The 24919-nt window shown below is 40.2% G+C and carries 24 protein-coding genes; 14 read left to right on the top strand and 10 right to left on the bottom strand.

What is annotated here, in order from left to right:
- Nucleotides 1-3: 3 nt before the first annotated feature.
- Nucleotides 4-1074 (bottom strand): DUF1573 domain-containing protein, encoded by a 1071-nt coding sequence (locus ACQK2H_RS16040; protein WP_425392392.1) that lies wholly within the window; start codon nt 1072-1074, stop codon nt 4-6.
- A gap of 77 nt (nt 1075-1151) precedes the next feature.
- Between ACQK2H_RS16040 and trpS the strand changes: the two genes are divergently transcribed.
- The 4 genes from trpS (at nt 1152) to pgi (ending at nt 6561) form a co-directional block, all read left to right on the top strand.
- Nucleotides 1152-2123 (top strand): tryptophan--tRNA ligase, encoded by a 972-nt coding sequence (gene trpS, locus ACQK2H_RS16045; protein ID WP_425392393.1) that lies wholly within the window; start codon nt 1152-1154, stop codon nt 2121-2123.
- A complete protein-coding gene (locus ACQK2H_RS16050; RefSeq protein WP_425392394.1) occupies nt 2116-3837 on the top strand; it encodes a phospho-sugar mutase in 1722 nt (573 codons plus the stop codon). Before trpS ends, ACQK2H_RS16050 begins: the two co-directional genes overlap by 8 nt.
- 114 nt (nt 3838-3951) lie before the next feature.
- Nucleotides 3952-4959 (top strand): calcium/sodium antiporter, encoded by a 1008-nt coding sequence (locus ACQK2H_RS16055; RefSeq protein ID WP_425392395.1) that lies wholly within the window; start codon nt 3952-3954, stop codon nt 4957-4959.
- A gap of 12 nt (nt 4960-4971) precedes the next feature.
- Nucleotides 4972-6561, top strand: a complete 1590-nt coding sequence (gene pgi, locus ACQK2H_RS16060) for a glucose-6-phosphate isomerase (RefSeq protein WP_425392396.1) — start codon at nt 4972-4974, stop codon at nt 6559-6561.
- Here pgi and ACQK2H_RS16065 read toward each other — a convergent pair.
- Nucleotides 6546-7274, bottom strand: a complete 729-nt coding sequence (locus tag ACQK2H_RS16065) for a TrmH family RNA methyltransferase (RefSeq protein WP_425392397.1) — start codon at nt 7272-7274, stop codon at nt 6546-6548. The genes pgi and ACQK2H_RS16065 overlap by 16 nt on opposite strands.
- Nucleotides 7275-7378: 104 nt before the next feature.
- Here ACQK2H_RS16065 and ACQK2H_RS16070 point away from each other — a divergent pair, with 104 nt between their 5' ends.
- Nucleotides 7379-9829 (top strand): BamA/TamA family outer membrane protein, encoded by a 2451-nt coding sequence (locus tag ACQK2H_RS16070; RefSeq protein WP_425392398.1) that lies wholly within the window; start codon nt 7379-7381, stop codon nt 9827-9829.
- Nucleotides 9830-10723, top strand: coding sequence for an oxygen-dependent coproporphyrinogen oxidase (gene hemF, locus ACQK2H_RS16075; RefSeq protein ID WP_425392399.1), 894 nt, complete (start codon nt 9830-9832; stop codon nt 10721-10723).
- A gap of 4 nt (nt 10724-10727) precedes the next feature.
- Here hemF and ACQK2H_RS16080 read toward each other — a convergent pair whose 3' ends face one another.
- Nucleotides 10728-11432 (bottom strand): LytR/AlgR family response regulator transcription factor, encoded by a 705-nt coding sequence (locus ACQK2H_RS16080; RefSeq protein ID WP_425392400.1) that lies wholly within the window; start codon nt 11430-11432, stop codon nt 10728-10730.
- Nucleotides 11432-12013, bottom strand: coding sequence for a riboflavin synthase (locus ACQK2H_RS16085; RefSeq protein WP_425392401.1), 582 nt, complete (start codon nt 12011-12013; stop codon nt 11432-11434). Before ACQK2H_RS16085 ends, ACQK2H_RS16080 begins: the two co-directional genes overlap by 1 nt.
- 23 nt (nt 12014-12036) lie before the next feature.
- Between ACQK2H_RS16085 and ACQK2H_RS16090 the strand changes: the two genes are divergently transcribed.
- From ACQK2H_RS16090 to ACQK2H_RS16105, 4 genes are all read left to right on the top strand, one after another.
- A complete protein-coding gene (locus ACQK2H_RS16090) occupies nt 12037-12696 on the top strand; it encodes a protein-L-isoaspartate(D-aspartate) O-methyltransferase (RefSeq protein ID WP_425393145.1) in 660 nt (219 codons plus the stop codon).
- A 109-nt stretch (nt 12697-12805) separates the two neighbouring features.
- Nucleotides 12806-13327 carry an acyl-CoA thioesterase gene (locus tag ACQK2H_RS16095; RefSeq protein WP_425392402.1) on the top strand — a complete coding sequence of 174 codons (522 nt, stop codon included), beginning with the start codon at nt 12806-12808 and terminating at the stop codon, nt 13325-13327.
- Between the two features lie 125 nt (nt 13328-13452).
- A complete protein-coding gene (locus ACQK2H_RS16100; protein ID WP_425392403.1) occupies nt 13453-14010 on the top strand; it encodes a hypothetical protein in 558 nt (185 codons plus the stop codon).
- A gap of 114 nt (nt 14011-14124) precedes the next feature.
- The gene (locus tag ACQK2H_RS16105) at nt 14125-14682 is read left to right on the top strand and encodes a hypothetical protein (RefSeq protein WP_425392404.1); all 558 of its coding nucleotides are present in this window, start codon (nt 14125-14127) and stop codon (nt 14680-14682) included.
- A 315-nt stretch (nt 14683-14997) separates the two neighbouring features.
- Here the strand turns inward: ACQK2H_RS16105 and ACQK2H_RS16110 are convergent, their stop codons facing one another.
- Nucleotides 14998-15666: a CDGSH iron-sulfur domain-containing protein gene (locus ACQK2H_RS16110; RefSeq protein ID WP_425392405.1), complete on the bottom strand. Its 669-nt coding sequence runs from the start codon at nt 15664-15666 to the stop codon at nt 14998-15000.
- A gap of 363 nt (nt 15667-16029) precedes the next feature.
- Between ACQK2H_RS16110 and ACQK2H_RS16115 the strand changes: the two genes are divergently transcribed.
- Together ACQK2H_RS16115 and ACQK2H_RS16120 are read left to right on the top strand one after the other, a co-directional pair.
- Entirely contained in the window at nt 16030-16569 is a 540-nt protein-coding gene (locus tag ACQK2H_RS16115; RefSeq protein ID WP_425392406.1) for an REP-associated tyrosine transposase, read from the top strand.
- Between the two features lie 60 nt (nt 16570-16629).
- Nucleotides 16630-16812, top strand: a complete 183-nt coding sequence (locus tag ACQK2H_RS16120) for a Rho termination factor N-terminal domain-containing protein (protein WP_425392407.1) — start codon at nt 16630-16632, stop codon at nt 16810-16812.
- Between the two features lie 66 nt (nt 16813-16878).
- On the opposite strand, the gene ACQK2H_RS16125 is transcribed toward ACQK2H_RS16120, so the two are convergent.
- Nucleotides 16879-17343: a hypothetical protein gene (locus ACQK2H_RS16125; protein WP_425392408.1), complete on the bottom strand. Its 465-nt coding sequence runs from the start codon at nt 17341-17343 to the stop codon at nt 16879-16881.
- 148 nt (nt 17344-17491) lie between these two features.
- On the opposite strand from ACQK2H_RS16125, the gene ACQK2H_RS16130 reads away from it, so the two are divergent.
- Nucleotides 17492-17992, top strand: a complete 501-nt coding sequence (locus ACQK2H_RS16130) for a DUF1456 family protein (protein ID WP_425392409.1) — start codon at nt 17492-17494, stop codon at nt 17990-17992.
- Here the strand turns inward: ACQK2H_RS16130 and ACQK2H_RS16135 are convergent.
- The 4 genes from ACQK2H_RS16135 to alaS are packed head-to-tail and all read right to left on the bottom strand — an operon-like array spanning nt 17970 to nt 23743.
- Nucleotides 17970-18554, bottom strand: coding sequence for a methyltransferase (locus tag ACQK2H_RS16135; RefSeq protein WP_425392410.1), 585 nt, complete (start codon nt 18552-18554; stop codon nt 17970-17972). The two genes, ACQK2H_RS16130 and ACQK2H_RS16135, sit on opposite strands and share 23 nt — an antisense overlap.
- Before the next feature lie 3 nt (nt 18555-18557).
- On the bottom strand, nt 18558-19664 hold the full coding sequence (locus ACQK2H_RS16140) for a TlpA family protein disulfide reductase (RefSeq protein ID WP_425392411.1): 1107 nt from the start codon (nt 19662-19664) through the stop codon (nt 18558-18560).
- 9 nt (nt 19665-19673) lie between these two features.
- Nucleotides 19674-21128, bottom strand: a complete 1455-nt coding sequence (gatB, locus tag ACQK2H_RS16145) for an Asp-tRNA(Asn)/Glu-tRNA(Gln) amidotransferase subunit GatB (protein WP_425392412.1) — start codon at nt 21126-21128, stop codon at nt 19674-19676.
- Nucleotides 21128-23743, bottom strand: a complete 2616-nt coding sequence (alaS, locus tag ACQK2H_RS16150; RefSeq protein WP_425392413.1) for an alanine--tRNA ligase — start codon at nt 23741-23743, stop codon at nt 21128-21130. The genes gatB and alaS overlap by 1 nt, the downstream gene beginning before the upstream one ends.
- A gap of 141 nt (nt 23744-23884) precedes the next feature.
- Between alaS and ACQK2H_RS16155 the strand changes: the two genes are divergently transcribed.
- Nucleotides 23885-24868, top strand: a complete 984-nt coding sequence (locus tag ACQK2H_RS16155) for a M23 family metallopeptidase (RefSeq protein ID WP_425392414.1) — start codon at nt 23885-23887, stop codon at nt 24866-24868.
- Nucleotides 24869-24919 lie beyond the last annotated feature (51 nt).

Below are 24919 nucleotides of genomic sequence, written 5' to 3' on the forward strand. Positions count from 1 at the left end.
CCATTAATCATCTGCTTTTTCAACCTTTCCTTTTATTGTAATGATCTGAGTTGGAGCCACCGGGTCATTCGAATAAAGGGTGATTGATTTATATTGATTGCCACGCATTTCTGAGGTATCAAAAAAGACTTTGAGTGTTTGACTCTTACCTTTTTTGATACCTTTCTTTTTTATCTCATAAGTAAGGCAGCCACAATTAGATTTGATTGCTCTCAACTCCAATTTATCCTTACCTGAATTTGTTAATTCAAACTCTTTCTCGACCATTACACCTGCGGTCGCTTTCCCGAAATCATAAGAACGTTCCGGTAATTCAAGTTTTGGAGCATTATCCAGCTCCTCGGCAGTCATTTCCGGAAAATACTCCTCGATAACCGCAATAACAGAAAGCCCCTGATCACCATTGGGTGATAGCTGGATATTATCGCTTACATAGCCATAATCACTCTTCGCTTTAGGATCATATATAATTTTCAATTCACCAAACTCCCTTCGGCTCAGGGAATCTGGCAGTAGAGCTATTTGGATATGATCCGGCACCAAAATATCTTCCTCTTGTAACGACACAGTGCTATCCGTATAATTAAATACATCGAAGGTCTTGACGATCGGCTTTTCTGTAGTCACTTTACCAATATTTAGACCTCTATATTTTAATCGGAGGCTCCCGGCAATGATTGGATATTCTTCTTCAGGAGTTTTCGGTTTAGGTTTAACAAAACCACCTATATATAATGTTGTACTCGAGGAAGGATCATTTGTAGATATCCGCAAAGATTTTCTAAATCTACCGGGTCTGTTTCTGGGATTATATTTTGCTTTTACAAAACCTGAATCACCTGGCATGACTTCCTCTCTTGTCCACCCTGGGGTTGTACACCCACAAGAGGCCTTCACTCCTGTGATCTTAATAGGAGTTTCTCCATTATTTACAAAATTAAATGTATACTCAACCGGGCCGGCTTCTTCAAGAATGTTTCCAAAATCATGATCTGTAACCTCAAAAGAGAGCTTAGGCTGTCCTGTCAGGTTAAGGAAAAAAAGAAGTGAGATAAAAGAAAAAATTGCTTTCATTTTTAAATTATATTTTCAACTGGTCGACTAAAAAATCAAAACACCAAATTATATAGGTTTGCACAAATTTTAACTGAATGGCACGAATACTAACAGGTATACAAAGTTCCGGAAAGCCTCACTTAGGCAACCTTCTGGGAGCAATTAAGCCCGCAATAGAATTATCTAAAAACAAAGACAATGAATCCTTCTTTTTCATTGCAGACCTGCATTCGCTCACTACCATTAAAGATGCAAAGCTACGCATTGAAAACACAAACGCAGTAGCTGCCGCGTGGCTAGCTTGTGGTTTTGATACATCGGCCAATACGTTTTATCGTCAGTCCAGGGTTCCGGCGTGTACTGAATTAACGTGGTACCTCAATTGCTTTACCCCGTTCCCGATGCTGGCCAATGCCCATTCATTTAAAGACAAATCAGATCGATTAGCTGATGTGAATGCCGGACTTTTTGACTACCCGGTGTTAATGGCCTCTGATATTTTGCTTTATGATGCCGATTTTGTGCCTGTAGGCAAGGATCAAAAGCAGCATCTGGAAATGACCAGAGATATGGCTAGTTCATTCAATCATCAATTTGGAGAGACATTCACCTTACCTGAATCTCTCATCGATGATAATGTAATGACCATTCCTGGGACAGACGGCCAAAAAATGAGCAAAAGTTATGGCAACATAATTGACGTTTTTCTTCCGGAGAAAAAGCTCAGAAAAAATGTCATGCAAATCGTAACCGACAGCACTCCTTTGGAGGAGCCTAAAAACCCTGATACGTGTCATGTATTTGCGATATATAAATTGTTAGCCTCGCAAGAGCAAATAGCTGAAATGCGAAAAAAATATGAAGGCGGTAATTACGGTTATGGGCATGCAAAGCAGGAGCTATTCGAATTGATACTGGAGCAATTTAAAACGGAACGTGAGAAGTTTGATTATTACATGACCAACCTGAATGAGCTGGAGGAAGAGTTACAAAAAGGTGAGAAAAAAGCGGCTGAGGTCGCTAATGATGTTTTATTGAGAGTAAAGAAAAAATTAGGATATGCCTGATAATGTGATGAATGCCAAAGAAAATGCAAATAAATGGTTGAGTGCAGCCAACCTTGACAATCAATCTAGAAAGGAAATTGAAGAACTGTTGCAAAACCAAGAGGAACTGGAAGAGTCCTTTCTAAGTAGTCTTGAATTTGGAACCGGCGGTCTTAGAGGAATCATGGGTATAGGAACTAACCGTGTAAATAAATATACGGTTGGGATGGCCACCCAGGGGTTTGCCAATTATCTGAAAAGTCAATTTGAAGGTACTATTAAAGTAGCAATTGCTTACGATAGCAGAAATAACAGCCAGCTTTTTGCTCAAACCACTGCCGATGTATTCTCTGCCAATGGCATTGAAGTGTATTTATTCAAAGAGCTGCGCCCTACTCCACAGCTCTCATTTGCAATCAGACACTTAGCCTGCAATGGAGGTGTTGTTATAACTGCCTCACATAACCCAAAGGAATACAACGGATACAAAGCATATTGGTCCGACGGAGGTCAGATTGTGCCGCCGCACGACAAAAACATTATTGAGGAAGTCCAAAAAATTCAATCCATTGATGAGGTCAACTTTAAAGCAAACCCATCATTGATTACCTATTTAGATGAGGATATAGATAATGCCTATCTTAAAATGATAACCGGGCTCTCACTTTCTCCCGATGCTATAAAATCTGCCAATGATACTAAAATCGTATTTTCATCAATTCATGGAACGGGTATTACAATGGTTCCGCGAGCATTAAATGAGCTTGGCTTTAAAAATGTATATGTGGTGGATGAGCAGAAAACTCCGGATGGAAATTTCCCAACCGTGGTTTATCCTAATCCTGAAGAAGCAGAAGCCATGTCTATGGCGCTGGATAAAGCCAGAGAAATCGATGCGGATATGGTCATGGCCACCGACCCTGATGCAGACAGGGTTGGGATTGCAGTGAAAAATTTGAAAGGTGAATTTCAGCTTTTAAATGGAAATCAAACCGGATCGCTTTTAGTCTATTATCTATTGAAAAAATGGAAAGAAAAAGGACTAAAGGGTAATGAATACATCGGTAAAACGATAGTGACAACTGAGCTTATACGCTCGATTGCAAAAGGTTTTAATACCGAATGCTATGATACTTTAACCGGCTTCAAGTGGATCGCTGATCTAATACGCCAGAAAGAAGGTGAAGAAGTTTTCATCGGTGGTGGAGAAGAGAGCTATGGCTATATGATCGGTGAAGAGGTGAGGGATAAGGATGCTGTGGCTAGTAGTGTAATGATCGCTGAGATGGCAGCATGGGCCAAAAACGAAGGATTAACAGTTTTCGAATTGCTTATTCGTATATATAAGGAGTATGGATTTTATTATGAAGAACTAAAGTCTATCACTAAAAAAGGCATGAAGGGTGCTGAAGAAATCAAGAATATGATGATCGATTTCAGGCAAAATCCACCTGCCAGCCTAGCCGAATCTAAGGTGATTACCACGATTGATTATTTGGAGGGAGTGAAATTCGATGAAGATGGGAAAAAAGAAGATGTTGGTCTTCCAAAATCAAACGTCCTTCAATACCTTACCGCCGATGGGACCAAAGTAAGTATCAGACCTTCAGGCACAGAACCGAAAATTAAATTTTATTTTTCGGTTATGGGCAAATTAGAGAATGATGATTATTTTGAAACCGAAAAAAAATTAAAAAGTAAAGTGCATAACTTACTGAGAGACTTGAATTTGTGATCAAACGCGCAATAATTGGATTAAATAAATCAAAAGTGTTAATTTGCGAAGGCTAGAAAGAAATAACACAATCATCTTTCAGTACAGTGAGTCACCAATCTAACCGAAACTGAATTGAGTACCGTAGCATTAAATTTTTTGCTTGTTGTTGTTGGGTTCGTCCTATTGATCAAGGGAGCAGATTACCTTGTAAATGGGGCATCATCTTTAGCAAAAAGATTCAACGTTTCTGATATTGCAATAGGTCTAACTGTGGTAGCAATGGGTACTTCAGCGCCTGAATTAGTTGTGAATATCATTGCCGGATCTGAGCAAGGTGCCGGGGGTGCCAATGAGGTGGTATTCGGCAACATCATTGGCTCCAACATCTTCAATATATTCCTGATACTCGGAATCTCTGCGGTTATCTATCCATTGACTGTTGAGCGAAATGCACTTTGGAAAGAAGTTCCTTATTCTCTGGTAGCTACAATCGTTTTCTTCATTTTAGTAAATGACGTCATGTTCTTTGGCGGAGAGAAAAATGGACTGGAAATATCTGATGGCATCATACTACTTGTGATGTTCGTCTTATTCTTGGTGTACATTTTCATGAACCTCAGCAGAAATCCTGAAGCAGAAATAGCCGAGGATATCGAAATTCATGGTAGTGTTAAAACGACTGTAATGATCGTTGTGGGAATCGTCGGGCTTGTTGTTGGAGGTAATTTCATCGTTGACAATGCGGTACAAATCGCGAAATTCTTTAACGTAAGTGATAAAATGATTGGCTTGACCATACTTGCTGCAGGAACTTCTCTTCCTGAATTAGCAACATCAGCTGTGGCAGCCTTCAATAAAAAATCAGATCTTGCCGTCGGTAACATCGTCGGATCTAATATTTTCAACCTACTACTTGTTCTTGGTTCTACCTCTCTAGTGCATGCACCATTGGTTTATGATGCTACACTCAACACAGACCTAATAATCGTAATGGTAGGTACATTCATGTTGTTTATCTTCATGTTTACGCTCAATAAATACAAGCTGGATAGGGCTGAAGGAATGGTATACTTAATTGGTTTTATCGCCTATTCCTATTACCTATTTGTAAGAGAAGATATCCTTCCGGGATTATTTTAAAATTCAAAAGCTATGCTTCCAAAAATTGACCCAACGACCACTCAGTCATGGGCATCACTTCGCAATCTTGCGGAGTTAAACATCAATATTCAGGATTTACTAAATCAGGACCATCGTGTCAATAATTATACGTTTGATCACGAAGATTTTTATTTTGACTTTTCAAAAAGCAAGGTTTCTGATGAGGTGTTCTCGCAGCTTATAAAGTTAGCCGAAGAATGTAAGCTGAAAGAAGGCATCAAAGCTATGTTTAATGGCAAACCTATTAATGAGACTGAAAGCAGAGCTGTCCTTCACGTTGCTCTTAGAGGCAATGAAAAAGAAGAGGTGGCCAAAGAGCTGGAAAAAGTTAAATCATTCAGCGAAAAGCTTTTAAAAGGTGAATGGAAAGGTTTTAGCGATAAAAAAATCACAGATGTCGTAAATATTGGTATCGGAGGGTCAGACTTAGGGCCTAAAATGGTTACTCATGCGCTTAAGCCTTATTGGAAAAGCATCACTCCTCATTTCATTTCCAATGTGGATGCTGCCCAAATGGTGGAAACCCTGGAGCATCTCGATCCAGAAACAACACTATTCATAATTGCATCAAAAACGTTCACAACTCAAGAGACCATTACCAATGCCCTTTCCGCTCGTGAATGGTTTTTGAAAAATGGTGGATCTAATGAAGATATTAGCAAGCACTTTGTTGCTGTAAGCACAAACCAAAAGGCTGTAAATGAATTTGGGATCTCCAGTGACAATATGTTCGAATTTTGGGACTGGGTCGGAGGAAGGTATTCGCTTTGGTCTGTGATAGGACTGTCGATAGCCTGCACAATAGGATATGAAAACTTTCGCCAGCTGCTAAATGGCGCAAAGGCTATGGATGATCATTTTTCAAGTGCTGACTTAGATCAGAACTTACCCGTTATCTCTGCATTGATAGGCATATGGTACAATAATTTTTTAGCATTTGACTCGATGGCTATTTTACCATATGATCATCGATTGAGGTATCTCCCATCCTATCTACAGCAAGTAGATATGGAGAGTAATGGAAAGTATATAAACCGTTTAGGTGATAAAATAGGCTACCAATCCGGACCAATCATTTGGGGTGAGCCTGGCACCAACGGTCAGCATGCTTTTTATCAATTAATACATCAGGGTACTAAAATTATCCCATGTGAATTTATCGGTATTGCTAACCCTGCGCATGATCACATCGACCATCACAACAAGCTGTTGGCAAACTTTTTTGCTCAATCAGAAGCACTACTTACAGGCAAAGCAAAAGATCAGGTGATTGATGAGATTGGTAGCGGAGACAACAAAATCTTAGTGAATTCAAAGGTTTTTGAGGGTAACAGACCGTCCACTAGTATTCTGATCAAAGAATTATCTCCATATAATTTAGGAAAGTTAATCGCTTATTATGAGCACAGAGTTTTCACTCAGGGATTGATTTGGAATATATTCAGTTTCGATCAGTGGGGAGTCGAATTGGGAAAGCAACTAGGCAAGCCAATTCTGAAGGAAATAGAAAAAGAATCAACGGGAGATCACGATGCTTCTACCAAATCGCTCATGAAGAAATTTCATCAAATGCGTAAATGACCGGCAATAATACCCGTCGCAATGCCGACATTTAGTGATTCGGCTCCTCCATGCCTTGGGATCGTAATCTTTTGATCAACATGCTTTTGCGTGATCTCACTTACACCGTGAGATTCACTTCCCATTACTATCACTGATGGCTCATTTATTTGTATTCCAGAAAGTGATTCACCATCCATTTCCGCACTATAAACGTGTTGTTTATTCTGATCAAAAAATGGCTTTAGATCCGTAGGAATAACCTTTACTCGCGTGAATGATCCCATCGTGCTATTGATCACCTTAGGATGATAAAACTCAGCACAGTCCAGGGAACATACCAACTGTGAAAACCCAAACCAGTCAAGGGTACGGATAATTGTTCCTACATTACCGGGATCACTCACGCCATCTAAAACAAAAAGATGATCATCAGCCACAATATCCTCAAGGTTCCATTGTTTAGTCTTAGCAACAGCTAATGCGTCTTCATTGGTTTTGAAAGTTCCTAGCTGCGCAAGTAGATCAGCCTTTACGATTTCATTTCTATGATTACCGGTTTCAAGATTCAATGAAAAATACTCCTCAGTACCGATTACCATTTCAATTTCAAAGTCGGAGTGTAACAACTCCCGCACATTTTTTGCTCCTTCTACCAAAAAGCGTTTTTCGCGCACCCTGTACTTCTTAACTTTGAGTGATTTAATAAATTTCTGTTCCTTCCTAGAGAGCATCTGATTTGAAGCGATTTTTTAAACTGAGTCAAATATCACTATTCGTGGGCATATTCCTCACCTCGTGTCTGGGCTCAAAATTTTTAAAAGATGACGAGAGGCTCTTGGCAAAGCAAAAAATTGAAGGAATTTCCGGCTCGCTAGCCGATGATTCAAAAGGATTGTACGAGCAAACACCCAACAGTCGTATCCTATTTGGCTATCCTTTTACACATTTAGCACACCTATATCAATTAGGAAAAAACGGCTTTCTATTCATTGACGGATACGATAAGCAGAAAGCTATTGCAAAACGGGACTCTTTAGCAGCCAAATTTGACAGACGTATTGCTGAAGCCAGCAAACAAGACAAAAAACTGAAACTTAGAAATAAGAAGGCCAAGAAATACGATAAAAAGAATAGGAAAGTAAAACAAGGAAATCAGCTAATGCGCTGGGGGGAGCCTTTGGCAATCTACAATCATATCAGTACACAACTGACTGTAGAAAAGATGAATCAATACCTTAACTCCAAAGGCTACTTTAATGCGTCAATTAAAACCGACACCTCTTATTATGACAGCTTAAATTTTGTTGGGAAATTCGGTAGAAATCTTAGAAACTGGGTAAGTGGCTGGGCTGGTAAAAGTGATCGGTATGTTAATCTCAAATACTACATCGATCTAAATGATCGATACTATATCGACTCCATTCAATACCACATTGAAGATTCTGTTCTTTATGAATTAGTCATGGAAAACAGAGAAGATGCACCTTTATCCAAGGAATTCTACGATCAAAAAACACTGACAGAGGAACGTGATTACGTGTATAACCTTGCTGTGAACAACGGGTACTACGAATTTTCTAAACAGTACATTTCATTCAAGGTTGATTCTACTGCATTGGGAAAAGACTCAATAATTGTCAGAGAAATAATCAAAAATCCTCCAGGAAAAGAAGGCCATAAGATCTACTACCTTGATTCAATTGTTTTTATTTCTGAGGCTAGCGTGAGCAATTCCTACCAGCGAACAAAAGAAAAATATCGTGACATTACTTTCAGTTTTGCCAAAACCAAGTATTCAAAAAAGGTATTGGAATGGCGTATTCCACTGGAACAAGATGACCGTTATAGCAGAGAACTCACCATAGAAACCCAAAGTCAGCTTTCATACCTTGATAATTTCAAGTTTATAAATATCAACTATGACACCACAGGAAATTATTTTGTGGCAAATATTTTTACGTCATCTTTCGATAAATATGAAACGTCGAGTGAGTTTGGTTTTTCAAGAGCTCAAGGTAAACCGGGACCATTTGCAAGCGTCAATTTTAAAAACAGAAACACATTCCGAACCCTTGAAATACTTAGTCTGGATTTAAACGCACAGCTTCAAGATCTACGGTCGGTACGTGGGGATGAGTCAAATTTTGACGGGACTTATACTTCACGACAGTTTGGTGCTGAGGCAGCAATTTCTTTTCCCCAATTTCTTTTTCCTCTTGGCTCTTATTACAAAAACGAAATTGGCCGTTTTAATCCGAAGACAAGGCTGTCTCTTGGATTTACTTATGAAGACCGTGTCAATGAGTATAAACGCCAAAAGTATACTGCAAGATGGTCCTACAGCTGGCAAATAAGGGATCAGGTGCGATACTCGCTTACACCCCTTCAATTAAGTGTTACTGATGCTAGAACAGAAGGAGAATTTAAAACATTTATTGACCAACTAATTGCTGAGAATAATCCATACGGATTGGCTTTTGTTCCTGCAGCTGTGAGTAGTGCTGAATTTCAGGTAGACTGGTCTCTAGGTGACTATGCGGAAGGTGGTGAAGGAGCATATATCAGGGTGAATACAGAATTAGGAGGTAACTTAAGTAGTGCGGTTAGCAATTCTTTAAATGAGTTATTTGGAGATACACTTACCACTTACAATTACTTTAAAGCGCAAGTTGACTTAAGAAAAATAGAGCGATTAAACCGTAAAACACACCTCGCTTTTAGAGTAAATGTGGGACTCGCCTATCCTTACGGCGCAAATGAGTCACTTCCATATGAGGAATACTTTTTTGCGGGAGGTAGTAATAGTATAAGGGCCTGGAGGCCTAGAAGGTTGGGGCCGGGCGGTTATGCGATTTTTGAAAAAGACAGTGATGGCAACCCAACAGATGCTGTCGACTATGATGATGAGCAGCAGGGTAACTTACTCATAGAGTCAAGCATTGAACTACGAAGAGATTTGGTTGGCTTTCTTGAAGGAGCCTTATTCGTTGATGCTGGAAACATCTGGCAGGTAAGGAATTCATTGGTAAGTAATCAATCGGATGAGGATCAGGATCCACACGGGGATGACGGGCTTTTCAGATTCAATGATTTTATGGATGAAATGGCTGTAGGCACAGGGGTAGGCTTACGATTTGATCTTCAGTTTTTGGTGTTTCGAGTGGACCTGGGAATGAAACTATTTGATCCCGCGCAAAGGCCGGGTGAGAGGTTTGTTGGGGATGAAATCTTCTCAAACTTCAGTAGAAACAGTCAAATAAATATTGGAATTGGATATCCTTTCTAAATGGAAGTAACGAAAGAGCAAATAGCAGAATGGTTTAAAGGGTTACAGGATGCAATCTGTAATTCACTTGAAGTTTTGGACGGTAAATCTACCTTCATGGAAGATCAGTGGAACCGACCGGAAGGTGGTGGCGGCAGGTCCCGAGTCATTAAGGACGGAGACCTTATCGAAAAGGGTGGGGTTAACTTCTCTGCAGTTTCAGGTCCAACTCCTGATAAGATTCTTAAAGCACTGAACTTACCGGAAGCTGAATTCTTCGCTACTGGTGTTTCTATCGTTTTACATCCACAAAATCCATGGGTGCCGATCATTCATATGAATGTGCGCTATTTTGAAATGAGCAATGGAGTCTGGTGGTTTGGAGGTGGTATTGATCTTACGCCTCACTATGTGATTCCCGAAAAAGCTAAAAACTTCCATCAGCACCTGAAAGATGCATGTGATAAGCACAATACTGAATTTTATCCAAAGTTCAAGCAATGGGCGGATGACTACTTTTTTGTTAAGCATCGCGATGAAACGCGCGGTATTGGAGGTATCTTTTTCGACCGCATGACTGATAAAGAAGGCCGTTCCAAAGATCAGCAGTGGAGTTTTGTGAAAGATGTGGGGGAAACATTCATACCAGCTTACACAGATGCTGTAAAAGGACTAAGAGATAAGCACTGGTCTGAATCAGAAAAAAACTGGCAAAAAATAAGACGTGGCAGATATGTAGAGTTCAATCTGGTTCATGACAAAGGAACTAAGTTTGGCCTGGACACTAACGGCAGAACAGAATCCATACTTATGAGTCTTCCTCCGGAAGCCAATTGGGAATACAACCACCAGTCCTCTTCTGAAATTGAAAAGGAAACCCTGTCCTTCCTAAAAAAAGGAATAGACTGGGTTTAACATTTTACAACAAGTTGAATTTATCCATCAAAGACTCCTTGTAAGAGGCACCAATCGAAAAAGTCTTTTCACCGATATGTACCTGTAAGTCTTCGATCTTGTCAATCTTATTTCGATTAATGATGTAGCTTCTATGTACTCTGCTAAAAATACTCTCAGGCAATCTTTTTTCGATTCCCTTCATCGTATGATGCACGATGTGTTTCTTACCAGAAGCCGTATTAAAGATTACATAATCTGCCAGTGCTTCTACAAAAAGAATATTATCATAGCTCAATCGGAATAGCTTTCCGTCACTCTTTACATAGATGTGATCCTCCTGCTCTGCAATAGCCTTCTCCTTCTCAAGGTTTTCTTTCACCTTGTTCACTGCTTTCATGAAGCGTTCATACTCCACAGGCTTCACCAGATAATCGGCGACAGCATCCTCAAATGCCTCGATCGCATATTCTTTCTTGGACGTGACTAAAATCACGTTATAAGCATGCTGAAGGTCTTTTACCAATTCCAACCCACTCATTCCCGGCATTTCAATATCCAGAAATACAATATCCACATCATTGGCACTTTCACCAAGGAGGATATCATGTGCTTCCTGCGTATTGTCCAAGTCATGTGTAAGGACTAAGGAATCAGTTTTATCAATAAATTTTTTGATTACAAGACGCGACATTTTGTCGTCATCCACTACCATGCAATTGAGAGCCATTATTTTCTATTTACTATTAGGTGAATATACTTCCCGATAATATCAAATTCAATATTTACCGTGCTACCAACTGCTAGCTGATTGAAGTTGGTATGTTCAAATGTATATGGAATTATCGCTACAGAAAAGATTTTTTTATTTACGTTAAAACAAGTTAGACTGGTTCCGTTGATGCAAATGCTGCCTTTTTCTACTACCAGCCCCTCTTCGCTAAGCTCAAATGTAAATAACCAGCTTCCATTTTCATCTTTAATTTCCTTCACTACAGCTGTAGTATCTACATGACCTTGTACAATATGACCATCAAATCTGCCATCTGCCTTCATGCATCTTTCCAGATTTACTTTCGAGCCTACGTTCAAAACCCCAAGATTTGACTTTTTCATGGTTTCATCAATGGCTGTCACCCAGTGCCTCTCTCCTTCCACACGAGTCACGGTCAGACAAACTCCATTGTGAGAAACACTCTGATCAATTTTTAGCTTATCCGAAATATCGGATACTATCATAAAGTCGACATTTGTGCCGTCCTTTAAAATTTCCTCTACTTTCCCTACGGTTTCAACTATTCCTGTAAACACGCTGATTAAATTTGAAGCTCAAAATAAGTGAATTGGAAGATACCTACAAGCATAAGGGTTTGCGCAAGCAATTAGTTTTAGAAATTGCAAAAAAAGGGATTAAAGACAAAAGGGTCTTGCATGCCATCAATAAAATTCCTCGTCATTTCTTTTTTGATAAGATCTTTGATACGCATGCTTACGATGACAAAGCCTTCCCAATAGATGCTGGCCAAACCATCAGTCAGCCCTACACGGTAGCTTTTCAGACACAGTTGCTCCAAGTAAAACCAGGCGACAAAATTCTGGAGATTGGAACTGGATCAGGATATCAGGCCTGTGTGTTATTGGAATTGGGTGCTAAGGTGTACACCATTGAATACCAGAAAAAACTCTATCAAAAGGCCATTCGCTTCTTACCTAAACTTGGCTATCAGCCACATATGTATCAGGGGGATGGATCCAAAGGATTGCCACGCTTCGCTCCATATGATGGCATCATTGTCACTGCTGGCGCCCCTACTGTTCCGGAGGAATTGATTCAGCAATTAAAAACAGGTGGTCGATTAGTAATCCCAGTCGGGAACGATGACATACAATCTATGGTTTTGATCCAGAAAGTGGACGAAAACAAAATAAAAAAGAAGCAATTCGACCATTTTAGCTTCGTACCTTTGCGTGGCGCGAAGGGATGGAAGGAATGAACAGAGAAAAAATCGAAAGCCTTTATTCCTCTTTTGGAACCGTAGTGGAACGAGGGGTTGGGGTAGGTATTTAAATGAATTCGATTTTTTCGTTTTTTAAAAACTGCATATGAAAAAAATAAAAAACTGCAAGGACTCTTACGTCACAATGACCGAGCTGGTCCTGCCAAACGACACTAACGGGTTGAACAACCTGATGGGGGGCCGCCTGATGCACTGGATGGATATTGCTGCAGCAATAGCTGCACAGAAGCATTCTAATCGTATTGTTGTAACTGCTTCAGTTGATAATATCTCCTTCTCAGAACCGATACGAATTGGAAATGCGGTAACCATCACTGCTTTCGTTACCCGGGCTTTCAGCTCATCTATGGAAGTATATCTGGAAGTTACTGCTGAGGATATTCCAGCAGATAAAAAAGTACATACCAATCGAGCGTTCTTCACTTTTGTAGCAGTGGATCAGTCTGGAAAGCCGATAGACATTCCACAACTGGAGCCTGAGACGGAATTTGAAAAAGAATTGTACGATGGAGCGCTCAGAAGAAGACAACTAAGATTGGTGCTTGGAAAACGTATGAAACCGAGTGAGGCCAAAGAACTAAAGTCTATCTTTGATATGGAAGATTAAGTCTTCCATTTTTTTTGAGTGTCATTCCGAACGTATGTGAGGAATCTTTAAATTTAAGATTCGCTGACTGTTGGCGATGAGATTTCTTGCTTCACTCGAAATGACACTTAAAATTTGACTCCTGCATGGAAAAAGAAAATCTGCACTTACTCATACACGAGGAAATCTACCGGCTTCCGGAAGACGAAATCATCAACGAAGAAGAGTCTACAGAAAAGCTAAAAGATGAGCAGGAATCTTCTGCTGTTGCTGAACCGGAACCTGAGCCTGTTGCAAAGCAGGTAGAGTCAACCGAAGAGCAACCAGCTGTACTGAAAGATGTATCGGAAGAGGAACACCATCAGGATTCTCCACACATTCCTCATCACGACCTACCGGACGCTAAGCCTTTGCCCTTTGCCGTATTCCATACCAGCCACGATCCGGCTGAAAATAAGCTCCTGCATAAAATCATAGATGCCTGCAAAATACCGGAGAGCGATTATAAGATATTCAGTAATGGCTTTGACCAGGCGGTGAAATTCAAAAAGGCATTGGTTTTCGTGCCTGAGGCAAAAGCCTTCTATACCCCTATCCCTTATAAAGGCAGTGAGTTCCTTTGCTCAAAGCCATTATCTGTTCTGGCCGCAAATAAAAATGAGAAAGCCAATTTATGGGGAGCATTACAGAAGTTTATAGTGTAGCAAAGGTTATTAACTCTAAATCCTTTAATAAGAAGAATACTGAATATTATCATAGTAGTTAACCTTTTCATTAAACTTGTGTCATTAAATCGCACCTAATAAATCTTTCTTTCAATGAAATATAATTTAACTTCAACCTTAATCGCTTATATTTTATTAACCACCACTAGCTGCTCAAGCGACAATAGAATCAATCCAAAATTATCAGCACCTAAAATAGAATTTGAATTTGCCATTTACGATGAAAATAGTGGTCATCAATACATCAATAGAGACACCATTTTCTTTAGTAACATAGAGCAGTCAGTCATGGTTACTATTAGACATCTTAACATTACTGACCCTGATGTTATCGTGGATATAAAAAACTCTGACTTTCAAGGGTGGGTGCATACGATACCCACTCAGTCTGAATTTGATAAAGAGGTTCTTATACCTGGTAAAAATGCGACCTTATATTGGACAGAGTATGGTCCATCAGACATTGCGGGTATCGAGGCAATAGACGCTGAGTTTTCTTTTATGATCCCAGTAAAAGTAGGTATAGCTTCCATAAATGGTAATGATACTTTAGAGCTTGAAAACTTAGAATTTGATTTCATTGATGCCGAATATCATTCACCTATGATGGATTTAAATGGAAATGACATACTCTATGTCAAAAAGTTTTAAAAAGAAAAGAATCTGGTACCCCTTACCCAATAATTATAATGACAGAACTTTCTCTTGAATACTAGAATAAACTTTCAAGTCAATTTATTTTAATCCCCGTATTTCTAGCTGGATTCTCTATTGCCACAACCGCCAATCTATTAAGTGGTTGGCGTTATTACATTGATTCTGCATCCTAGCTCTTTCGGATTTGCAATCCGAAAGCCGTGGTAAAGAGTTTACAACTCGCCTAACATAATTTTTCTTATTTCTATTGTCGTTTCAAAAGACCAACCATCCATTCCAGATTGCAAATCAGGAAAAGCGAAAGATAGATTATTCTTTGACTCTGCTAGATTCTGTTTTTGCCCATTCAGATCGTTCAGTTGATTCATCAAAATGATGGTACCAATGAGCACCGCTGCAAAACGGCTTATTTTTAGATTTACCACAGCGACATAGTGCAAACCTGTTTTGATCTGCTCCCTCAAGCCACTTCTCATTTATTAGCTCAACGCTTTTTAATACATAAGGTCCATTGGGCGCTACGAAAATTGATGGACTAAGAGTTTTTGAATGATCCTTTGAAGAACCATCTTCAGACATATAGTTCAACGCACCGGATGGGCATTTGTGGATGGTTTCTTGAATATTTTCCTTACTTGCTGCCTCTGGATCTGCAAATCCATTTTCTTTCTCACCAAAAACTTCCGGGCTGCCTCCTGTACAATAGCCGGCATGGGCGCAAATCCCTCTATTATCATGGATGGTGATTTTTTCTCCTTTGTATTCATCAAGTTGATCATCAACCCGATCTTCTTCTTTCTCCCCTGAAAACCCAACCTTCTTATGCGTACCATCACAAAAAGGCTTGTTCCCCGATTCACCACATCGACACAGGAATGCTGTACTTGGCGCATCTATTTCTCCCTTTACCGTATTGAGCTTAGCAGCCCCCTCAAGTTTGTATGGCCCATTTTCAGTAGCCTCTATATTGATACTCATAGTTCCTCTCTGCTTTAATTTATTTTATTTAGTCTCCCATCGCTTTAAATAAGCACCATAACTTAGATAAAGATGTGAGACTCTATTAAAGTTACTGTATTCATTTAACATTTGATCTTATCCCCTTCTTAAATTCATTGAAGCCTTACTCAGGTGTCAGTCAATTTCGAATTGAAAATTTGTAATAACATTCAAACAACCTGCTCTTTCGGATTTGTAACCCGAAAGCTTTGGTAAAGAGTTTACAAACTCACTCTCTACATTTTCCTGCCCTATTGCCGTTTTAACCAACAAACAATCTTTTCCAGATTACAAATCTGAAAAGCGAAAAATTTGCAACTCATTTTTACTAAATTCCATTTTATGGGAATTAAAAATCCGATCAACGCTGAAGGCACCTATTTCCTAACACTTACTGTCGTAGACTGGGTGGATATATTCACCAGGCCGGTCTACAAAAACATCATCGTTGATTCATTAAAGTATTGCCAGAAAAATAAAGGTTTAGAGTTATTTGCCTGGGTATTAATGACCAATCATTTACATCTTATTGCTCGCACGAGAGAGGGTCACCATCTATCGGATTTTCTCAGAGACTTCAAAAAGTTCACTTCAAAGCAAATTTCATCAGCTATTAATGATGAACCTGAGAGCCGAAAAGATTGGATGATTCACCGTTTAAAATTTCATGTCAATTTTGACGAGACACGAAACTATCAAGTGTGGAAAGAAGGGAATGAAGCGAAGGAAATCCATTCAAACGATTTTCTGGATCAAAAAATCAATTACATCCATCAAAATCCAGTCGAAGCAGGAATTGTATATGAGCCTGAAAATTACATATATAGTTCAGCAATTGATTATGTTGGAGGAAAAGGATTTCTTGAAATTGTATTCCCGTGATTGTCGTTACAAACGACCAACCATCCATTCCGGATTACAAATCCGGAATAGCTTTAGGGCATGAGCAAGGAAAAAGCCGCACGCATCTCCAATACGGAAAACGCCGGTAAAAAGGGCGGCAAAGCCTCTGGCTATGAAGACCACACCAAAGAAGAGCTTTATGAGCAAGCCAAAAAAGTAGGCATTGATGGAAGAGCAGACATGACCAAAGATGAATTGATCGAGGCACTAAGAAATCACTAGAAGCATACTTCGACTCCTTCCATCAAAAGCTAGACTTGATAATTCTCTTTATTCACTGAATGGTAGCTATTTCAAATCTTTAATCTTGATGGCCTGCTTCAGCTTCTTGTCTGACTTAATAAGAAAAGGAATGGATGAGACAACCAGCGCACCCCCTAAGTAATAAGGTTCCGTGAAAACCTGATACGGTTCACCCGGCTTGCTGTCACCAATGGAATGAGCAAAACTGGCCAGCACGTTTATAACTAATCCTGCTGCTATTAATGTACCTCCGGTGAAAATCAGAACATTACCTGTTGATCGACTCTTCAGTGACTGATCCAGGTATAGGTTTATATCAGGGTTGTCCCAATCATAGGATTTAGTATCAAAACCATTGTTATTCAGCCATTTTGTTTTTCCCTTTTTATAAGGATTTTCCAGCTTAACGATGGTTTGCGATGTAGTTGAGTCAGAATTTTGACTCTGGACATGGTAGCCACAAAGCAATAGCAATGCAGCTAATAAGTAAGTGGTGAGATTAGGTTTCATACCTATTTGTCAAGCAATGGTTCAATTACCCCCAAATATTATTGAACTAGCTCTTTCGGATTTGGAAAAGCGAAAGGAATCAATGAATTAAAAAGCGAATTCAATGAAATACGCTCCATGACTAACGAAAACTTACCTTTGTGAACGTATGAACAACAATGACATTCTTCGTAGGATTCGCTATACGTTTAATTACAACGACAATCAGGTTTCGGAACTCTTTTCTCTTGGGGGCAAAGAGGATGTCACTTCAGAAACAGTTACCCTGTGGTTAAAGAAAGATGAAGACGAGGAACAAAAGTCTCTCTACGATGTGGAATTAGCTGCATTTCTTAACGGAATGATCATCAAGCTCCGGGGTAAAAAAGGTGATGAGTCGCCAAAAGCCGAAAAAAGCTTAAACAACAACATCATCTTTCGAAAGATTAAGATAGCACTAAACCTACGCGATACTGATATCATGGAAATCTTTGATATTGCCAAATTCGATGTAAGCAAACATGAAATCAGCGCCATCTTCCGAAATCCAACTCAGAATCAATACCGCCAGTGTAAGGATCAGTTTTTGAGAAATTTTCTTCTCGGACTACAGTACAAACACCGCAATAAGCTCAAGACCGAAGGATCTAAAAAGCCTTCTGAAGATTAATAAATACTTCGCGACCCATCCTGGGTTTGATGGAATTAAAGCACGGAGCTAATGTCTCAATCTTAAATTCGGGAGAAAAAAGAGGTTCATATTCTTCTATTGAGCCTCCAAATGGTGGCTGATTCTCATTCATTGGTACTGACCATAGCACCCCGACAAGTCTTCCACCAGGATTTAATAGTTCTTTTGCCTTGGAAACATAATCTGTTCTGAGAGAAGGATCAATCGCACAAAAGAAAGTCTGTTCCAGGATCAGATCATACTTTCCTTCATGGAGGAAAAAGTCCTCTTGAATTAATTGTTCATCAGGAAAATCCGGGATTCGCTTTTTTAAATTCTGCAGGGGCTGCTTTGCCAGATCGATGACATGAACATTGCCAAATCCATTTTGAAACAGGTATTCTGCTTCATAAGCATTCCCAGCACCTGGAATCAGGATTTTCAGGTCTTTATTTTCAACCTGATCGATATAATCAGTCAAAGGTTTAGACGGTCCACCAGTGTCCCATCCGGTCGTTCCTTCCCTGTACCGTTTTTCCCAGTAGGACTGATCGAAGGACATCAATTACCCAAAGATTTCTTTGAGTTTCGCTTCCAGACTGGCACCCCTAAGGTTTTTAGCGATGATCTTCCCTTCAGGATCAATGAGAAATGTTGCAGGAATGGCATTCACCTGATAATCGATAGCAGCCTGACTTCTCCAGTATTTCAAGTCTGAAACATGCAACCACGGAAGTCCATCCTGCTCAATAGCACCTAACCATTTTTCTCTGGTTCTGTCGAGAGATACTCCAAGGATTTCAAAGTTTTCGTCTGAATACTCATTATACACACGCACCACATTTGGGTTCTCAGCACGACATGGTCGGCACCAGGCTGCCCAAAAATCGACCAAAACATATTTTCCTCTAAGGGAGCTGAGTGTAATTATCTCACCCTCCGGATTTTGGAGTGCAATCTCAGGGGCTTCTTTTCCAATGGCCAGGCTTTTTTTGGCAGAAACTTGGGATATGAGGCTTTCTACATGAAAGTTTTCCGGCATTTCCGTTTGAAGCTCAATGGCAATTGAATCGATGAACTCAAAATTCTGAGTGGCATCAATCATCTGAAGGCCGTAGAAAGCAGCCAATGAAGGGCTTGCCTCACGAATTAGTGCTTTCAGTTCCGTTTCTGTTTTCTTAGCCAGATCCATCATTTGTAGCTGCGCTGATTGAAAAGCTTGCGCATTGTTGTCGGCTCGTGCCTGACGCTGAACCTGCTGCATGCCTTGTATTTTACCACGATATTCCTGCATCATGGCATCAATTTGATTCTTGTATTCTGTATCGTAGGAGCCTGAAACTTCAGAAAATCCTCTCGGATCATTCCCGTGGGCATTCAAAACAACTTCTTTTTCTTCACCTGTCAGGATCAACGAAATGATTTGCTTCCCATTAAAATTCACTCTGAAAAAGGCCGGATTCTCAATAGCGAGATATTCAGAGAAATTTCCATCTGAATCGACATCAATGGTATCGAAAGGTTCAACTCCATTTTCTCCTATTCGCTCCACATAGGCAAACCCACCAACAGGAAACTGCTCTACGTTTCCTAATAGCTTCACTCCCTCTTTTTGTTCCTCAGCGCAACCAAAAAAGCTTATTATCAGTCCTAAAATCAAGAAATTCTTCATCATCACTTTTTAATTCTTTTCTTCCAACGCATGACGCAAAAGTTCGTTCGTTTTTTTTGGATCTGCTGACCCCTTTGTTTGTTTCATTACCTCACCCATAAACATCCCGATCAAGTTTTTCTTCCCACTCTGGTAGGCCTTCACCTTATCCGGATGCTGTCCCAACACCTCCAAAATTACATCGGAAATATCGTCCTTACTTACCTGTTCCAATCCGAGTTCCTCTATCGCATCAGCCACCAGCTTATCTCCATATTTCATTAAAAATGGAAATACCTGCTTGTTTGCCATAGTTGCATTGATTTTTCCATCTTCAATCGCATTTACCAAATCCGCAAGCTGTGCAGTTGATAAAGGCATTTCCACATCTTCCGTTTCCTGTTCATTCAAAATAGATTTAACAGGCCCTATCAACCAATTGGCGACTTGTTTATAATGATTGGTTTTTTGGCATACTACCAAAAAGAAGTCTACTACTCGCTTTTCCTGACAAAGGACATTTGCATCATAATCGGAAAGCCCAAACTCATGGGTCAATGTCTCCCTCATCACTTCGGGAGTAGGTGGCATTTCGTCTCGAATCTGGGCCAGCCATTGATCTGAAACTGTAAAAGGACTCAAATCAGGTTCCGGAAAGTATCGGTAGTCATTCAGCTCTTCCTTAGTTCTCATACCGGATGTTATCCCCGAGTTAGCATCAAAAAGTCGAGTCTCTGAAATAATTTCTTTGTCAGCATCCAGCAATTTTACCTGCCGCTCAAACTCATATTTAATGGCTCTGCCTACATTTCTGATAGAGTTCATATTCTTAACCTCTACCTTCTTCCCTAGCTCACTTTCTCCATTTTTTTTAACAGAAATGTTGGCATCACATCGTAATGAACCTTGCTCCATGTTACCGTCACAGATTTCCAGGTAGCGAACCATACTTCTAATTTCAGTTAGAAAAGTCATGGCCTCTTCAGCCGATGCAATACAAGGCTCGGTCACCAATTCAATCAAAGGAACGCCTGCGCGATTCAAATCGATCAATGAATCTTCATGATCCTGATCATGCATGGATTTTCCAGCGTCTTCCTCCAGGTGAATGCGGTTGAGCTGAATATCAACTTTTTTTCCGTCTTTAAGAGTGATGGGCACTGTTCCTCCAACACAGATAGGTGTGCGGTCTTGTGTGGTCTGAAAGCCCTTAGGAAGGTCCGGGTAGAAATAGTTTTTACGGTCAAAGATGCAATAGCGTGAGATTTCACTTTTGCAAGCTAACCCCATGCGAATAGCGAACTCCACTGCCTTCTTATTTAGTTTTAGCATGGTTCCCGGGTGAGCCAGTGTGATTACACTGACATTTGTGTTCGCCTCTTTACCAAAAACTGTAGAATCAGCTGCAAACAACTTGCTTTCAGTCAAGAGCTGGATATGGACCTCCAATCCTACAACTACTTCATATGCTTTACCGGTCTCCATCAGGAACCTTCAACCAACTCTTTTCCAATCCTCAATGCCTCATCCAACCCAGTAAGATCTTTACCTCCAGCTGTCGCATAGAATGGCTGTCCGCCTCCGCCACCTTTGATGGCTGCTGCCATTTTTCTGATGATTTCATTCGCGTTCATGCCATTTTTCACCAGATCATCAGCAAGCATCACGGTGAGCATGGGTTTATCATTGATATTGGCAGCTATTAAAAGCACCAGGTTGTCTACCTCTCTTTTTAGATCAAATGCCACCTGCTTCATACTATCCGCAGATGGAAAGTTACCTTTATAAGTAATGAGCTTCTTACCATTTATTTCTTTCGCATCATTTTTCAGCGTATTCTTGATTTGGCCGGCCTGCTTCTGATTCATCTCGTCAATCTTCTTCTGGTTGGCCATGTTTTCCTTAACAAGATTCTCAACTGTTTTCTTTAGGTCTTTCGGATTCTTCAACATCTCCTCCAGCTCTGATATCAGCTGCAATTTTTTCTGGTAGTACTTCTCTGCCTCCACAGAAGTCACCGCTTCAATACGTCTCACTCCTGCAGCACTTGACCCTTCACTCACAATTTTGAAAAGTCCAATATTTCCGGTTCTTGGGACATGGGTTCCTCCACATAATTCAACCGAATATTCAGGATCAAACGTAATTACCCGTACAAAATCACCGTATTTTTCGCCGAAAAGAGCCATTGCTCCCATTTCCTGTGCCTCTCCTATTGGTACGTTCTTCTTTTCATCCAGCTGGATGTTTTTTCGAATCTTACGATTGACAATCTGCTCCACCTCAGCAATTTCCTCATCAGTCATCTTTGCAAAGTGGGAGAAGTCAAATCGCAGCATTTTGTCATTCACCAATGATCCTTTCTGCTGTACATGATCTCCCAATACTTGCCGTAAAGCAGCATGTAGCAAATGAGTGGCTGAGTGATTATTCTCAGTCAATCGTCGCTTGCTTTCATTCACCACAGCTTTCACTTTACCCTCCAATAAAGCCGGTAGTTTCTTGCTGAAATGAACGATGAGATCGTTCTCCTTTTTCGTATCAACCACTTCTATCTTCTCATCATCAAATTGCAGGTATCCGGTATCTCCCACCTGGCCGCCACTTTCAGCATAGAATGGAGTAGTTTCCAATACAATTTGATACTGCGTCTTATCTTTTTGTTTTACCTCACGGTAACGAAGTACTTTGGTCGTTGACTGAGTTTCGGTGTAACCAACAAATGTGACGTCATCGCCTTCATTGACTACTGACCAATCTCCGGTTGTCTGTTTTCCTGCGCTCTTGGATCGGTTCTTCTGAACTTCCATTTCTTTTTGGAAGCCAGCCTCGTCCACTTCCATGTCATTTTCTCTGGCGATCAGAGCCGTCAAATCCAAGGGGAAACCATACGTATCATATAATTCAAAGGCGGTAGGACCCTCAATTACTTTTGAATCTCCTGAAGTGATCGTATCAAGCTTTTTCAGTCCGTTATCGAGTGTTCGGAGGAATGACAACTCCTCTTCTTTGATCACCTTCGCAATGAAATCTTTCTGGCCGGTCAATTCAGGAAATACTCCATCAAACTGATCTACCAGGATTTCCAGAAGCTCATGTAAGAATGGCTCCTTGAAACTAAGAAACGTATAGCCATACCGTACTGCTCTTCGCAAAATTCTTCGGATCACATAACCAGCCTTGTTGTTACTCGGAAGCTGACCGTCGGCTATGGTGAATGCAATCGCTCTAATATGATCTGAGATTACCCGAATAGCAATATCCGTCTTTTCATCTGATCCATACTTCACTCCGGCTTTTTTTGCTATCCATTGAATAAGCGGCTGAAAAACGTCCGTATCATAATTGGATTGCTTACCCTGAATGGCCATTGCAAGGCGCTCAAAGCCCATGCCGGTATCTACGTGTTTCTCTGGCAGATTTTCCAAAGATCCATTTGCCAATCTGTTATATTGAATAAATACCAGGTTCCATATTTCTACCACTTGAGGATGATCCCGATTTACCAGATCTTTTCCCGGCACTTTATCTACCTCGCTTTGAGGTCTTAGGTCAATATGGAGCTCTGAGCACGGCCCGCACGGCCCGGTATCGCCCATTTCCCAGAAATTATCTTTTTTGTTTCCATTCAAGACACGGTCTTCAGGAAGGTGTTTCATCCAAAATTTCTTTGCCTCACTGTCCTGATCCAGATTTTCCGAAGAATCACCCTCAAAAATGGTTGCATAGAATCGTTCTTTAGGTAATTTGAACTTATCAGTGAGCAACTCCCAGGCCCAATCAATGGCTTCTTCTTTGAAATAGTCACCAAAAGACCAGTTTCCTAGCATTTCAAACATGGTATGGTGATAGGTATCTATGCCTACTTCTTCCAGATCATTGTGCTTTCCGGAAACACGTAAACATTTTTGGGTATCTGCCACTCTTTTATTTTCGGCAACCTTATTACCTAAAAAGAAGTCTTTAAACTGATTCATCCCTGCATTCGTAAACATGAGGGTTGGATCATTTTGTACCACTATCGGCGCTGAAGGCACGATTTTATGCTTTTTGCTTTCGAAGAATTCGAGGAAAGTGCTCCTGATTGACTTGGAATCCATTTAGGATAAAAAAATTAGAATGTTACTGTAAAATCTTGTAATTATGAAAAAATATCAAATATCCGTAAATTGCAGCTGTAATTCGTAAACCACCTGCTATTAAACTATTTTGCAAAATTACGACAATTACCCTATCAACCCATGGCAAAAATTAAGTACTATTATGACACGGAATCCTGCCGGTATGAGCGGATAAAAGTCTCTTCCTGGGACATTGTGCTCAACTTGCTTGGCTTTCTTGTGGTTTCATCTATAATCGGTTTAGGAATTTTTTTCGTAACCGATCACTACTTTGAATCTCCTGCTAAAGCAGCTCTTAGAAAGGAAAACGAAGAATTAAAACTTTATTACGAACTTATAGAGAAGGATATCGCTGAAGCAAATAAAATGCTTACAGTGCTTGAAGAACGAGATGATGACATTTATCGTGTGGTGTTTGGTGTTGAGCCTATCCCCGATGAAATCAGATCTGCCGGTGTAGGAGGATCAAACAGATACCGCGAGCTTTTAGAGAAGGGATTGCAAAGAGAAGAGCTTATTCTTACCAACATGCAGCGAATTGATAAGCTGAAAAAGCAGATGTATATCCAAACCAAGTCCTATGATGACATAATGGCTATGGCGAAGGATAAAGAAGCGCTTCTTGCCAGTATGCCGGCTATACAGCCAGTATCAAATAAAGAATTAAAGAGGCTTGCCTCTGGTTTTGGGTATCGTATGCACCCGATCTACAAGGTAAGAAAGATGCATACAGGTACTGACTTTTCATTACCAACAGGAACACCTGTATATGCTACTGGTGATGGTGAAGTGGTGTACACCAAAACTAAGTTTTCCGGATATGGCAAGCACATCAAGATTAAGCATGGGTTTGGATACCAAACACTTTATGCCCACTTAAGTGAATTCCTTGTGAAGCCGGGACAAAAAGTGAAAAGAGGTCAGGTGATCGGATATTCCGGAAATACCGGAGGATCTACAGCACCACATTTACATTATGAAGTAATCGTAAACGGAAGTAAAAAGAATCCGGTAAATTATTTCTACCAAGACCTTTCCGATGAAGAGTATGCTGAGATCAGAAGATTATCTGCTCAGGAAAACCAGTCATTCGGTAACTATTAAAATATTTTCGCAAAGAATCAATAAGCGGTTGGTCATTCTGGCTAACCGCTT

Source organism: Ekhidna sp., from assembly GCF_965228795.1.
Lineage (GTDB): Bacteria > Bacteroidota > Bacteroidia > Cytophagales > Cyclobacteriaceae > Ekhidna.